At 66.7% G+C, this 13,087-nt stretch carries 10 protein-coding genes; 3 read left to right on the top strand and 7 right to left on the bottom strand.

Annotated features, from left to right (window positions below; genetic code table 11):
• Window positions 1-33 precede the first annotated feature (33 nt).
• From K8625_RS26780 to K8625_RS26765, 4 genes are all read right to left on the bottom strand, one after another.
• Window positions 34-447 (bottom strand): hypothetical protein, encoded by a 414-nt coding sequence (locus K8625_RS26780; RefSeq protein WP_143097513.1) that lies wholly within the window; start codon window positions 445-447, stop codon window positions 34-36.
• 95 nt (window positions 448-542) lie between these two features.
• The gene (locus tag K8625_RS26775) at window positions 543-1,700 is read right to left on the bottom strand and encodes a bestrophin family protein (protein WP_223749373.1); all 1,158 of its coding nucleotides are present in this window, start codon (window positions 1,698-1,700) and stop codon (window positions 543-545) included.
• A gap of 154 nt (window positions 1,701-1,854) precedes the next feature.
• Window positions 1,855-3,486 carry an apolipoprotein N-acyltransferase gene (lnt, locus tag K8625_RS26770; RefSeq protein WP_223784284.1) on the bottom strand — a complete coding sequence of 544 codons (1,632 nt, stop codon included), beginning with the start codon at window positions 3,484-3,486 and terminating at the stop codon, window positions 1,855-1,857.
• Window positions 3,483-4,046 carry a hypothetical protein gene (locus tag K8625_RS26765; protein ID WP_267698721.1) on the bottom strand — a complete coding sequence of 188 codons (564 nt, stop codon included), beginning with the start codon at window positions 4,044-4,046 and terminating at the stop codon, window positions 3,483-3,485. The genes lnt and K8625_RS26765 overlap by 4 nt, the downstream gene beginning before the upstream one ends.
• 190 nt (window positions 4,047-4,236) lie before the next feature.
• On the opposite strand from K8625_RS26765, the gene K8625_RS26760 reads away from it, so the two are divergent.
• Window positions 4,237-5,142, top strand: a complete 906-nt coding sequence (locus K8625_RS26760; RefSeq protein ID WP_223784283.1) for a hypothetical protein — start codon at window positions 4,237-4,239, stop codon at window positions 5,140-5,142.
• Window positions 5,143-5,236: 94 nt separating this feature from the next.
• Here K8625_RS26760 and K8625_RS26755 read toward each other — a convergent pair whose 3' ends face one another.
• A complete protein-coding gene (locus K8625_RS26755) occupies window positions 5,237-6,325 on the bottom strand; it encodes an SGNH/GDSL hydrolase family protein (protein WP_223749377.1) in 1,089 nt (362 codons plus the stop codon).
• Window positions 6,326-6,545: 220 nt separating this feature from the next.
• Between K8625_RS26755 and K8625_RS26750 the strand changes: the two genes are divergently transcribed.
• Window positions 6,546-7,865 (top strand): chloride channel protein, encoded by a 1,320-nt coding sequence (locus tag K8625_RS26750; protein ID WP_223749378.1) that lies wholly within the window; start codon window positions 6,546-6,548, stop codon window positions 7,863-7,865.
• Here K8625_RS26750 and K8625_RS26745 read toward each other — a convergent pair.
• The gene (locus tag K8625_RS26745) at window positions 7,850-9,685 is read right to left on the bottom strand and encodes a putative metal-binding motif-containing protein (protein ID WP_223749379.1); all 1,836 of its coding nucleotides are present in this window, start codon (window positions 9,683-9,685) and stop codon (window positions 7,850-7,852) included. The two genes, K8625_RS26750 and K8625_RS26745, sit on opposite strands and share 16 nt — an antisense overlap.
• Before the next feature lie 722 nt (window positions 9,686-10,407).
• On the opposite strand from K8625_RS26745, the gene K8625_RS26740 reads away from it, so the two are divergent.
• Window positions 10,408-10,797, top strand: coding sequence for a hypothetical protein (locus K8625_RS26740; RefSeq protein WP_223749380.1), 390 nt, complete (start codon window positions 10,408-10,410; stop codon window positions 10,795-10,797).
• 126 nt (window positions 10,798-10,923) lie between these two features.
• Here K8625_RS26740 and K8625_RS26735 read toward each other — a convergent pair whose 3' ends face one another.
• Window positions 10,924-13,032, bottom strand: coding sequence for a putative metal-binding motif-containing protein (locus tag K8625_RS26735; RefSeq protein WP_223749381.1), 2,109 nt, complete (start codon window positions 13,030-13,032; stop codon window positions 10,924-10,926).
• Window positions 13,033-13,087: the final 55 nt, after the last annotated feature.

Raw genomic sequence — 13,087 nt, 5'->3', positions numbered from 1 at the left:
GGGAGGACACGACGTCACCGCGCGCCGGAGCGCTCAGATGAGGAGCGTGCGGACGCGGAGGAAGACAGGGGGTCCCTGGGCGGGAGGCACCTGCCACCAGGAGAGTGAGCGCTGGGGCACCCACTCCGGCGGACGAGGAGACACCCAGGCGACCGGGAGCAGCACGGGGGGCGCCACGACGAAGGGCGCGCCACTGGAGCCACCCGCCTCGGTGGGCGCGGGCAAGTCCCAGTGCGGCTCCTCGCAGCAGTTCCAGCTCAGCGCCGGCCCGTCGGGCGAGGAGGAGGCCTTGTGGCCGCCTTCCTTCTCGTGCTCGTGGCAGCGGCACTTGGTGGCGCGGGTCGCGACCTGCTTCTCGCAGTAGTGCCCCAGGCCCGCGACGCCGCTGGCCAGGACCTGCCAGCCGACGAGCAACACGAGCGTGAGGATGCGGGACAGTCCGGACACGGTGCTCCGGGTATACGCCGCGCGTGGGTCCGCCGCAACGCGAGGACCCGGGGTGCGACGTTGCGCCCTCACAGGCCCCATTCGGGCAGCTCGTTTCAGTACAAGAGGCCCTTCTGCGGCTGCACGGGCTGGGGCAGCTCCGTCTCGCCCAGCATCTGCCGCAGGTTGATTTCGATGGTCCGGCTCAGGGCCGTCATCGGCGTGTCGCTGACGTCGTCCTCGAAGGGCGTCTCGATGTCGCGGCCCACCGCGTCCAGGCCGATGAAGAGGAACGCGATGATGGCGGTGACGATGGGCGTGAGCCAGCCCAGCTCCTCGACCACGCCGAGCGGCAGCAGGACAAGGTAGGCGCGCGTCATCACGAACAGGAGGATGTCGTACTGCCGGGGCAGCGGCGTGTTCTTGATGCGCTCGCAGGCGCCCAGCAGGTTCGTCATCTCGGACAGCGTGCGGTCCATCGTGACGTGGAGGAAGACGACCTTCTGCGGGTCCGACACCTGGCCGTAGATGCGCCGCAGGCGGGTGGCCATCCACAGGATGATGGCGGAGGGGACGTTCTGCTCCTCGCGCAGGGCCTCGATGACGGAGGGGCGGAAGAAGCGGACGATTTCGGGCAACGGGTCCTGGCGGCGCAGGTGACAGCGCAAGGCGTGCACGAAACCCATCTGCGCGTAGATGAGCTCGCGAGAGTCCTCGGTGATGCTCTCCACCATCTTGGTGATGACACCCCGCTGCTCCTCGGGCGGGCTGTCGAGGACGGCGATGTTCTCCAGGGAGACCTTGGCGTCGGTGGGCATGCGCGCCTGACCGAACCTGTCGCGCACGGCACCGTCGCTCGCGCGGGCGCCCGATACGGCGGTCAGGGCGGCGGGACGGTCCACGGCGCTGCGCAAGAGGGGCGAGGGCACCGCCGCCAGCTCGAGTTCGGAGAGGGGCTGCTCATCCTGCGTGCTCCCGGGCCGCGGCAGCAGCGTGAGCACCTGTCGGGCGAAGGAGCGCGACCAGTTCACCACGCCCCCCCACAGCGTGCGCGCCTCCCACCAGCGGTCGTAGGCGGAGTTGTTGCGGAAGGCGAGCAGCACGCCGAGCGCCGCCGCGAGCACCGTGACGGGAAGCGCGGGCACCGCCATCCAGGACGCGTCGTACACGCGGTAGCCCACGATGATGGCGAACGCGAAGAGGACGTGCACGGTGACGGGGAGGCCCGTGTAACGCAGGATGATGCGCCAGGACAGGCTCCGACCGACAATCATCGCGAGAGGACTCCGAGGACGAGGTTGCGCCGCGCGGAGCGTGTAGTGACGACGCCCCATGCCGACAACGGGCGCCGTCGGTCTGCCACCCGGATGTGTCACGCAGCGGCGCGGACCCCAGCCCCGAGTGTCCTCAAGCGAGCAGAGTCCGCCGTCAGCGCCGGGAGCCGCGAGCCCCCAGCACCGCGCCGCCGAGCAGCGCCACCGCGCACACCAGGGCGACGGGACCCAGCCAGTGTCCCCAGGCGAGCGCCAGCGTGGACAGGCCGGGCGAGGCGGGGACCCGCATCACCTGGGTGCCCCGCTGCGCGTCGCCGATTTCGGAGAGCACCTCCCCCGTCGCATCGATGAGCGCGGACACACCGGAGTTCGTCACACGCACCTGCGGCCTGCGCGTCTCGATGCTGCGGAAGATGGCGTGCGTCAGGTGCATCCGGGGACCGGGCGTGCCGGTGAACCATGAATCATTGCTCAGCGTGAGCAGGAGGTCCGCGCCCTGCCGCGCCTGCTCGGCGACGTAGGAGGGGAAGACGGTGTCGTAGCAGATGAGCGGCGCGACGTTCAGCACGCGTCCGTCCCGCCGACGCAGGGGCAGCGTCCGGGGCCCCGGGCCCGGCGTCCAGCGCCCCGTCCACGGCAGCCACTCGCGCAAGGTGGGCGAGTCGATGGACTCGGGCACCCACTCCGTCAACGGGAAGAGCTTCGACTTGCGATACACCGCGCGCTCGGGCGCACCGCCTTCACGAGACGCGGGCGCGAGGAACATGGCGGCGTTGAACTCGTGGCCGTCCTCCACGTCGTACGAGCCGAACACGAGCGGCACGTTCCGCGCGGCGACGTAGCCGGCAATCTCCGCGTCGAGCTCCGCGCCCGCCTCGCTCTTGGGCACACCGAAGGGCGTCGGGTACACCGTCTCCGGCCACACCAGCACATCGAGCGGCGCCTCGCGCAGGAGCGCGTCCGACAGCGCGTAGTGCGTGTCGAGCACCCTGCGCACCACCTCGTACGCGCCCATCTCCGCCTTGAGCTTCTCGTAGTTCGTGATGTTCGCCTGCACCGCGCCCACCACGAGCGCCGGCGCCGCGTCCGTCGCCGCGCGCACCTGGACCAGCCGCAGGGCCCCATAGCCCGTGAGCCCCACGAGCAGCACCACCGCCACGCCCAGGGGACGCAGCGCGCGCGCCACGCCTCGGGCGCGGAAGACCCGCACCGCGCCGAGCAGACACTCGTTGACCGCAAGGAGCGCGAGCGTGAGCCCCGCCGCGCCCGCCACATCGCCGAACTGTCGCAGTCGCTCCGAGTAGACGAAGCCCTGTCCCAGCGTGTCCGAGAACAGCTTGGGCGCGAGCCACTCGACGCCCACGTACACGAGCATGCTCGTCACGGCGGGCAGCCACGCGGCGCGCTCGCCCACGGCACGGCGGGCCAGGTGACGCGCGAGTGCGGTGAGCACGAGCTGGGGCTGGAACACGGGCGCCAGCAGCAGCATGGCGCCCCAGCACAGCCACAGGGGCGCGCCCGAATAGCCCTGGAGCGCGGCGGGGAACCACTGGAACACCGTGGCGCTGAACGTGACGCTGAGCCCCGCGCCGAGCGCCAGGGCCTCCTTCGACGAGCGCGCGCGGTCCACGGCCGCGAGCCAGAACGTCAGGGCCACCCAGCCCAGCGCGGTCCACGGCGAGACGAGCGACGAGAACGCCCACAGCGCCACGGTGGTGAGCGCGACGGCGACCAGCGCGTCGGCCAGGTGTCTTCCGGGCGAGGGCTCCAGACGGCCGAGCTTCAAGGCGCGTCCTTGGACTCGTCGGACTTCGGCAGCTCCAGCATGCGCACGGGCATGCCCGGGGGCGCCAGCTCCTCGGGCACCACGCGGTTCTCCGGAATGGGGATGGGCTGGCCATTCGCGTCCACCGGCTTGTGGTCCGGATGGAACATGAGGATGGCCTCGACGCGCTCACCCTCGTCCGTGGACTGGTAGTGGCGCACGTAGCCCGGCGGCAGCTCGAAGTCCTCGGGCACCACGAGGCCTCGCTTGAGGGGCTTGGTGCCACGCTTGTACAGCTGCAGCCCCGTGGGCTGTTCCGAGGGCATGTCGGGCTCCGGCGCGGGCGGCGGCGCTTCTTCGAGGGGCGCGGCCATGGCGACAGGCACCTGGGGAACGGCTCGCGGCGCGGCGCGAGGCACCGGGGCGCGCGCCACCACGGGCGCGGGCTCGGCGACGGGGGCGGGGGCCTCGACGAAGGGCGGCGGGTCCTCGACCTCCACCGCCGAGGAGCTCCACCACAGGCTCACCGCGATGGTCAGCACGGTGAAGACGAGCGCGCCGCCCACCAGCCACTTCGCCACGCCACCTCCCGAGGAGGGGCGCGAGGCGGCCACGTGGGTGACCCCGTCACGGTCGACACGGCGTTCAGGAGATGGTTGCTGCGGCCGCATGCTCGCCGGGAGACCTCCGCGCTGCGTATGCTACGGACAGCCTCTCGCCGAGGCAATGTGGCCACTTGCTGCCCCCCGGCGACCCCGCGCCCCTCGCACCATGAGCCTCTCCTCCGTCGACGCCCTCCCCTCCCCCACGCCCACCGCCGAGCCCGAGCGCTTCACGCTCCACGCCTGGACGACGGCGCAACGCGGCGTGGCCGTGACGGCGCGTCTGGTGATGATGACCTGCCTGCTGGTCTTCACCACCTGGCTGATGTCGGACATCCTCCAGGGCTCGCAGACGCTCACCGCGCAGCCGCTCCTCCTCGGCCTCGCCTTCGGCTGTGGGCTCCCGGTGGTGCTCGTCGCGGGGATGCGCGCCCGGGCCCGCGCCACGCTCGAGGTGGGCGCCACGGGCCTCACGCTCACGCTGCGAGACGGCGCGCGGCTGGAGGTTCCGCTCGAGGTCGTGGACGCGGTGCGCCCGTGGAGACTGCCGCTGCCGGGCCCGGGGCTCGTCGTGCGCATGAAGTCGGGACGCGCGCTGGGGCACGGCCTGGAGGTCGAGGACGCGCTGCCGCTGCTCGTCGCGCTCGGCCGCCGCGAGGGCTCGCTGGGCGAGGCCGCGTCGCATCCGCTGGTGCGCTATGGACGGGCGCGGCGGGAGCTGTGGAAGAAGCGCTGGTACCACCTGCTGCTCAAGCTGGTGGTGTTCCCGCTGGTGCCCGCGGGCATCTTCTTCCGGGCGCACCAGTACATCGCCTTCGGCGGTCCGTTCGGCGAGTACCAGATGTCGGGGCTCTCCGCGTACCTGCGCTCGTTCGGTCGCTACTACGCGCCCATCGCGCTGAGCCTCCTGCTCATCGCCGTCTTCTGGCGCGCGGTGGCGGAAGGACTGTCGCTGGCGGCGGCGAAGTGGTTTCCCTCGTGGACGCGCGGCGTGCGCCGAGGGGTCGAGTGGTGCTGCCGCCTCGTGTACTACGGCGGCATCATGGCCTTCACCGCGCTGCGCTTCCTGTCGTGAGGGCCGGGCTGGAACGACGAGGGCCCCCGACGCTCGGACGAGCATCGGAGGCCCTGGGATGCAGCGGTTCACCCGCGCCCAGCGGGCGCTGACCTCACGGCGTCGCGGGGTTGAAGCGCGAGCCTTCCCAGCCCATGCGCTCGTGGCCGGTCTTGTTCCACTCGGGGTTCTTGCCGTTGACCACCTGGGTGTCGGTGAACTGGGGCGCGCCCGTGCCGGAGCCCGAGCCCGAGAAGATGCTCACGCTGATGGTGGTGCCGAAGTACGTCGGGTGGGTGTTGTCCGACTGGATGTAGTCGTAGCTGGTGCTGGAGTTGACGAAGTGGGTGTTCGCGTCGCGCAGCGTGGAGCGCAGGGCGCCGGTGATGCGGGCCACGTAGGCGGCCTCGGTCTCACCCGCGATGTAGCGGATGGCGGCCGAGTCCACCTGGCCGTCGCCGTTGCTGTCGTAGTCCGCCGCCATCATCTCCGCGAAGGAGTCCGCGCACTGGAAGCCGTACTTCGCCGCCAGGTTGCACGTGCGCCAGTTGCTGCGCGCCAGCAGGGGCAGGAACTTCACCTGCTTGTTCACCGTGGCGCCCGTGGACGCGTCACGGCAGGACGTCTGCACGTTGTCCGCGTCGAAGCCGGGGTAGTAGATGTTGGAGACAATCTTGACCTTGGCCGACGTCGCGTACTGGTTGATGGCCTGCATGGCCCGCTCCGTGTACGTGGTGCAGGCCGCCAGCGCCGCCTCCAGGCCGCTGTAGTCACAGGTGCCGGACTGACCCGAGAACGCGCTGCGCGCCTGCAGGTAGTCATTGCCGCACATCTCGAACATCACGGCGCGCGTGTTGGCCGTCTGCATGTACGAGCGCTCGGAGACAATCTTGTTGTTGTAGATGTCGTCCGCCTTCGCGCCGGACTTGGTGCGGCGGATGACCTCGATGTCCGCGTTCCACGTCTTGGCCAGGTACTCACCCTGCACCACGGGCGCCGCGCGGCGCGCGACGGCCGTCAGGCCCCCGTTGTAGCCCGCATAGATGGAGTCGCCGTACGCCACGACGCGATACTTCGTCGTGGACGTGGACCGGTCGATGGTCCACGAGGTGTTCTGGTTGATGGTGCTCGCCAGGGCGCTACCACTCACCGCTGCGGTGGCCACGGCAACCGCGAAGGACAGCCCATTGCGACGGAAGAACATGCCCGCTCTCTTCTCTTCCCACGGGGGGATGTAGGGGGAACCCGAACCGTACACGCCGTCGATTCGCGAATCACCCGCAAACTGGAATAACGCGTTCAGTCAGAATTCGAGGAATGCGTGAAACTTTGTCCCACGAGGGCTTGGGGTGTCTGATTCCTGACGCGGCGCGACGTTTGACGCGGTGTTTCACGATGTTTCAATACAGCGGGAGAAGGCACAGGTGAGGTGGAAGACGGGAGCGCGGGTGTTGGGGCAGTGGTTGGCGCTGGGGGCGCTGGTGGGGGTGGTGTGCGGCGTGGCGTCGGCGGCGTTCCTGTGGCTCTTGGAGGAGGCGACGCGGCTTCGGGAGGCGAACGGGGGGCTGGTGTACGCGCTGCCGTTGGCGGGGTGGGTGTTGGGGGCGGTGTATGCGCGGTGGGGCGGGCCGGTGCGAGGGGGGAACAACCTGGTGTTGGAGACGGTGCACACGGGGGATGCGCAGGTGCCGTTGCGGATGGCGCCGATGGTGTTGGTGGGGACGGTGCTGACGCACCTGTTCGGCGGGAGCGCGGGGCGGGAGGGGACGGCGGTGCAGATGGGAGGGAGCCTGGCGGACTGGGTGGCGCACCGGTTCCGGGCGGGGGCGGACTTGCGGCGGGAGCTGTTGGCCGCGGGGATTGCGGGGGGATTCGGGTCGGTGTTCGGGACGCCGGTGGCGGGGGCGGTGTTCGGGTTGGAGGTCGTGGTGGTGGGGCGGCTCGGGTACGAGGCGCTGCTGCCGGCGCTGGTGGCGTCGGTGGTGGGGGATGTGGTGACGCGGGGGCTGGGGATTCAGCACACGGTGTATCCGGTGCCTGGGGCGTTGCCGCTGACTGTGGTTGTGATTGGGAAGTGGTTGGTGTTCGCGGTGGGGGTGGCGGCGGTGGCGGTGGTGTTCGTGGAGGGGTTGCACCGGTTGAAGGCGGTGATGGAGCGGCGGGTGCCGTGGTTGCCGTTGCGGATGGCGATGGGTGGGACGGCGGTGGTGATGTTGTGGTTGTGGGTGGGGACGGATGCGTATCTGGGGTTGGGGGTGCCGGGAATCGTGCGGGCGTTCGAGGACCCGGGGCTCCCTGTCTCCGCATTCGCGTGGAAGCTGGCGTTCACGGTGGTGACGCTGGGGACGGGGTTCCTGGGTGGGGAGGTGACGCCGCTGTTCTTCATCGGGGCGAGCCTGGGGAACGTGCTCGCGAGGATGCTGGGCTTGCCGGTGGACCTGGGGGCGGCCGTGGGCATGGCGGCGCTGTTCGCCGCGGCGGCGAATACGCCCCTGGCGCTGTCCATCATGGCCGTGGAGCTGGTGGGGGCAGGGGTGCTGCCCCATGTGATGATTGTGTCGACGGTGGCGTATGTGTTGACGGGCCACCGGGGGATTTACCCGGCGCAGCGGATTGGACGGCGGAAGGATGGGGGACCGGGGTTTGGACGGTGGGTTCCGCTGCGGGAGATGGAGAGCACGGTCCCCGGGCCTGTCACTGAGCGACCCGGGGACGGTGGGCCTGGGGGTCAGGGCTCCGGGTAGTGGAAGACGCGGCCGTCCTCACCGACGATCCAGATTTCTCCAGTCGGAGTGATGGCGAGGTCGTTGAGGGCCACGTTTGCTGTCGCCGACTGAATGTCGAGGGGCTTGGCCCAGCCGTATGGCGTCAATCGGTGGACCCTGGACCGAGAAGTGCCGTCTCCGCCAACGACGTAGCACTGCCCCGTCAATAGGGACTGAGTGTCATTGCGCATCACCACGCCGCTGAAGCGGCCTGCGACTCCAGCAGGCCCATCCACCTTGTTCCAGGCCGTCCCACCATCCCAGCGCCACACCGCCGCGTTGTCTCCCACTGCGCAGGCACTCGTATCGGACCCCATCCACACGGACCGGACGGTGCCACCAACGTTGTTGGGATTGGCGGTATGTTCGATGGGCGTAGACACGTTGCTTTGCGCGTCCACGTTATAGGAGAGGAATCTCTGGACATTCGACCCCGCTGGCTCTGCGCCGACCGCAAGCACGAAGTCAGGCGCCAGTGCATGCAAGCCATAGTAGGAAGAGTCGCTGTTGTTCAACGACGTGAATCGCTCCGCGACTGGAGCACCTGGCCGCCACCGGGTCAACCGACCCGAGGTGTCGCTCAAGTAGAGCGTCGTCACACCACCCTCCTCAAACCCCACCATCCCGGTGATGTTATCCGTACTCGTTGGCAACTGGCCGGGATCACAGCTAAAACTAGAGGCCCCGGTGTGAATTGCAAGCCAGCCCCCCTCGCCGCCCAGAAACACAACACCACCTGCATTCACCCAGGACGCCGTCCAGTTACGGTCGCCACAGTTATTGGGGTTCAGCGCAGCGCTTCCATCCGTCGGAGGAACCGTGGTGTCACCAAAGCTGAAGCCCTCGAACTTCTGGGCGCCGGGCCTATGCAATGCCAGTTTGCCCCCGCGCCCCGCAACCCAGACATGACCGCCCGTCCCCACTGACACCGTCTTCCAATCCTGGCTCGAGGATGTCACATGGTGGTCTGTCACATTCTTCAGCGTGCCACCACACACCTGCGCAGCGTTATCCACGACACCATCGCAGTTGTTATCAATCGCGTCGCACACCTCAGCAAGGCCTGTACGCGCAGCTGGGTCCAGGTCGTCGCAATCATCATCGTTGGGCACAGTCCCTGGGTCCGGCGGCTCCAGTCCACACTTTATGGTGGACTGCGTACCCCAGTCCCCCTGTCCATCACCATCCCGGTCTGGATAGTAGTAACGTCCAGCCGCTTGGCTACAAACGACGGCTGTGCCATCATTTGAACAAACCGTCACACCCTGGCACTCGGCGTTGCACGCCACGCCCCGAGGCGCAAAGCCGTTGTCGACGACGTCGTCACAATCGTTATCGATATTGTCACACACCTCCGGGTTGCCAGGAAATATCTTCTCCGCGTCCGGACCCGTATCCGTGCAGTCGAACAGTTGCCCCTCGACATGATGTTTGTACTTCGCACCGGGGGAGGTGCACGACGAGACGAAATCTGGCCCGCGCGGCACGCCGTCACCGTCTTCGTCCAGATACCATTTCTTGTCGAAACCCTCGTCGGAGACGCCGTTACAGTTGTTGTCCTTATCGTCGCAGAGTTCTACCTGAGCGGGACTCCGCCCACTGTCACGGTCGTCGCAGTCCGAACCGCCCTTCTCTCCACCTAGAATCGCAACATACCCATCACCATCCTCATCCGGAGCAATGAGCGTTACCTCAAGCGTCGCTTGCGACCCGTTTCCTGGTGAATGAACGAGTAATACCTTTTCATCCACGATCTTTCCCGTGCAGTTCTGCTCCCGCGCGCGAATGGTTACCTGCATTTGGGGGCTCCACCCCGTCCCTCGAAGGAGCATGACCTGCCGTGGCGATGTTCCGTTTGCCAGCTTCGTCCCTTCGATGGTCTCCGTCGTGTACCTTGATGGGGTCGCAGAATCCGCTGTCTGCAGCTCAATGCATCCAGTCTTGAAGCTCGGCGTGTAGTTGATTGTGATCGGGACGCCCCTGCCCGCCTGGAGTTCCTCAAGACTCGGAACTGAACAGCCCCCAAGCACGACCAAGCAAGCCCCCCACCAGAATCCGCGGTGGCTCATCGTGCACCTCTTTCCGCCACGACGTCTTCAGTAGCCCCCAGCAAGAGCCACGTCGTGAGCGCGCCCACAGCCGCAGCCGCGGCTGTGCCGAAGAGCACGTTTGCTGTCGTTGCGCTGCCCTGGGCCCGTGAGTGGTGTCTCTCCAAGTCTGCGTAGGCCAGTGCGGCACGCGCATCCTCCACCTGACTGCGAGAGGACAGTCCGAACACCGCCCCTGCTCCTCCCGCGGCCACGCCAGCCCCTAACAGGACCATGCTCACGAGTGGCACTCGCCGCCCCGCGAACCGAAGGCCCTGCCCTTCCACTTCTGGGGAGGAGCTGCCAGCCCACGCAGGAGGCTGGGACGATCCAGAGGTATCGTCCTGGGGCATCAAGCCTGAGCCAGGGGTCTTCGTCCCATCCTCGCGACGGGCCCCCTCAACCAAGGCGCCTCCATCCTCACGGAGAGGGGATTGACGACCTCCACGCGCGAGCTCGTCACGCACCAATTGGCGCTGCGTCTCGAACTCGAGCGACACCTTGGGAGAGACCCGCAAGGGAAGCTGTGCGTCGGGCCGGGTCAGGAGGGCCGAGCGGAAGTCCGCCCGTGCCTCCTCCCATTTCCCCATGTCCGCGCGGATGATGCCTCGCAGCAACGCGAGGGAAACCACCTCGCCCTCGTCCAGCGGCAGTCGGGCGGCGAACTGGAGCCGCTCCAGGGCCACCTCGTATTCGAGGTCTTCGTAGAGGCGTTTGGCCTCGGCGAGATGGCGTTGGACCTCGGCACCAGCCCTGGCGGCGTGCAGTGGCAGCACCACGGACACGCAAAGGACAACTGCAAGGCACTCCCCCCACAGGCATGACTTGGTCATGCCTGCACCTTAAACCCAGACCTGCAAATCCCAAAAGTCAGGACAGGGTCATCCACACCCCAACAGGCCATGCTCCAGACAACGCGCCAGAGCATGGCTAGGAACTTCGGGCAGCGGCTACGGCTCCGGGTAGTGGAAGACGCGACCGTCCTCACCGACGATCCAGATTTCTCCAGTCGCCGTGATGGCGAGGTCGTTGAGGGCCACGTTCGCTGTGGATGACTGGATTTCGAGGGGCTTGGCCCAGCCGTATGTCGTCAATCGGTGGACCTTGGACCGAGAAGAGTTGTCTCCGCCCACAATGTAGCACTGGCCTGTCAGCAGGCTCTGCGCATCATTGCGCATCACCACCCCGCTGAAGCGACCTGCGACTCCAGCAGGCCCATCCACTTTGTTCCAGGTCGTCCCACCATCCCAGCGCCACACCGCAGCATTGTCGCCCACCGCACAAGCGCTCGTGGCAGACCCCATCCATACAGCTCGGGCATTGCCATTGACGTTATCGGGATTGACTGTGTGCGGGTTGGCGGCAGAGGTCTGATTCTGGAGTTGCACATTGTGAGAGTAAAACTTCTGGACGGTGCCCCCCGTTGTCGTTCCTCCTACAGCAAGAACGAACTCTGGTGCCAGGGCATGCACCCCATAGTAGGCGAAATCCCCGTTGTTCAATTCCGTGAATCGCTCTGCGACGGGAAGACTCGGGCGCCACCGGTACAGTCGCGCTGAGGAGTCGGCCAGATAGATGATCGGCCCGTTCGCATCTCCCTCAAACCCTATCATCCCCGTGATTCTGCTCTGTCCAGGCGTCTCTGCTGGCACACAATCGTACGCGGCGGTCCCGCGAGCACCTGGGTGGATGGCCACAGTGCCACCATCACCTCCCAGGAATACCACGCCATTGGCGTTCACCCAGGAAGCTGTCCAGTTCTTATTTTGACAGTTGTTCTCATTGAGAACAAGGCTGCCGTCCGACGGAGGTGCCGGGGCATTTGAATAGTAACTGAAGCTCTCGAACTTCTGCTCACCTGGCCTACGCAAGGCCAACTTGCCGCCGTCTCCCGCGACCCAGACATGACCGTTCGCGCCTACCGACACGGTCTTCCAATGATGACCAGCCAAGGTCACGAAGTAGCTCTCCACGTTCTTCAGCGTGCCTCCACACGCCTGCGCCGTGTTGTCCACGGTCCCATCACAATCATTGTCGATGGCGTCGCACACCTCAGCCAGCCCCGCCCGAGCAGCGACATCCGCGTCATCACAATCATTGTCATTAGGCACGGTCCCTGGATCCGCTGGCTCCGTTCCACACTTCAAAATACGCGCAGAGCCCTTCGCTCCCTGCCCATCACCATCCCGGTCTGGATGGTAGTAACGCCCAGGCTCCTTACTACAAACGACCGCCGTGCCATCACCCGAGCAGACAGTCAACCCCTGGCACTCAGGGTTGCAAGTCACGCCCCGAGGCGCGAACCCGTTGTCGACGATGTCGTCACAATCGTTATCGACATCGTCACACGTCTCCGGGTTGCCAGGGAACATCTTCTCCGCGTCCGCCCCGGTATCCTTGCAGTCGAACCGTTGCCCCTCGACGTGGTGTTTGTACTTCTCACCAGGAGAGGTGCATGACGAGACGAAATCAGGCCCACGCGGCACGCCGTCACCGTCTTCGTCCAGATACCACTTCTTGTCAAAGCCCTCGTCCTCGGTGCCGTCACAATTGTTGTCCTTGTCGTCGCAGACCTCGGCAAACTTGATGTTCTGTTCCCGGTCACGGTCTTCGCAGTCAGTCCCGCCGCTCGCGATGGGCAAGAAGCCATCATCATCTTGATCAGGCGTATTGAACTGCATCACGAACGGATTCGGAGAGACGCCTTCTCCAGGCAAGGTCAATGGTTCGCTCTTCGTATCCACCAGCTTGCCGTTCTGGTCGCACGGCTCCTCGTGCACCGAGACCGTCACCTGGATGCGATTACTCCACCCCTCCTTCTGGAGTATCGCAACATTCACGAAGGGGCCTCCGTCCTCGTCATCCCGGTCCGCCCTGGGAGCGACAGGAGGCGCCACAAGCGTCCGGCTGGAATCGGCAAGATCCTCGGCCTGGATTCTGAAACAGCCTTTGTGGAACCCCTTGGTGTACTTGATGATGACCTGCTGTCCCGCCTGCTCCTTATCTTTGGAGCACGCGAGGAGCAGCAACGGGAACAGGAATAGGGCTATGCGACGCATGGGTCCGCACTCTACCGCACCCCTCCGCCCCCTGGCGCTCTCCTCGTACTCCACG

This window comes from Myxococcus sp. AS-1-15, from assembly GCF_020037055.1.
Taxonomy (GTDB): Bacteria; Myxococcota; Myxococcia; order Myxococcales; family Myxococcaceae; genus Myxococcus; species Myxococcus fulvus.
Note: the sequence above shows the minus strand (reverse complement) of the source record. Positions and strands in the feature narration are given on the sequence as shown.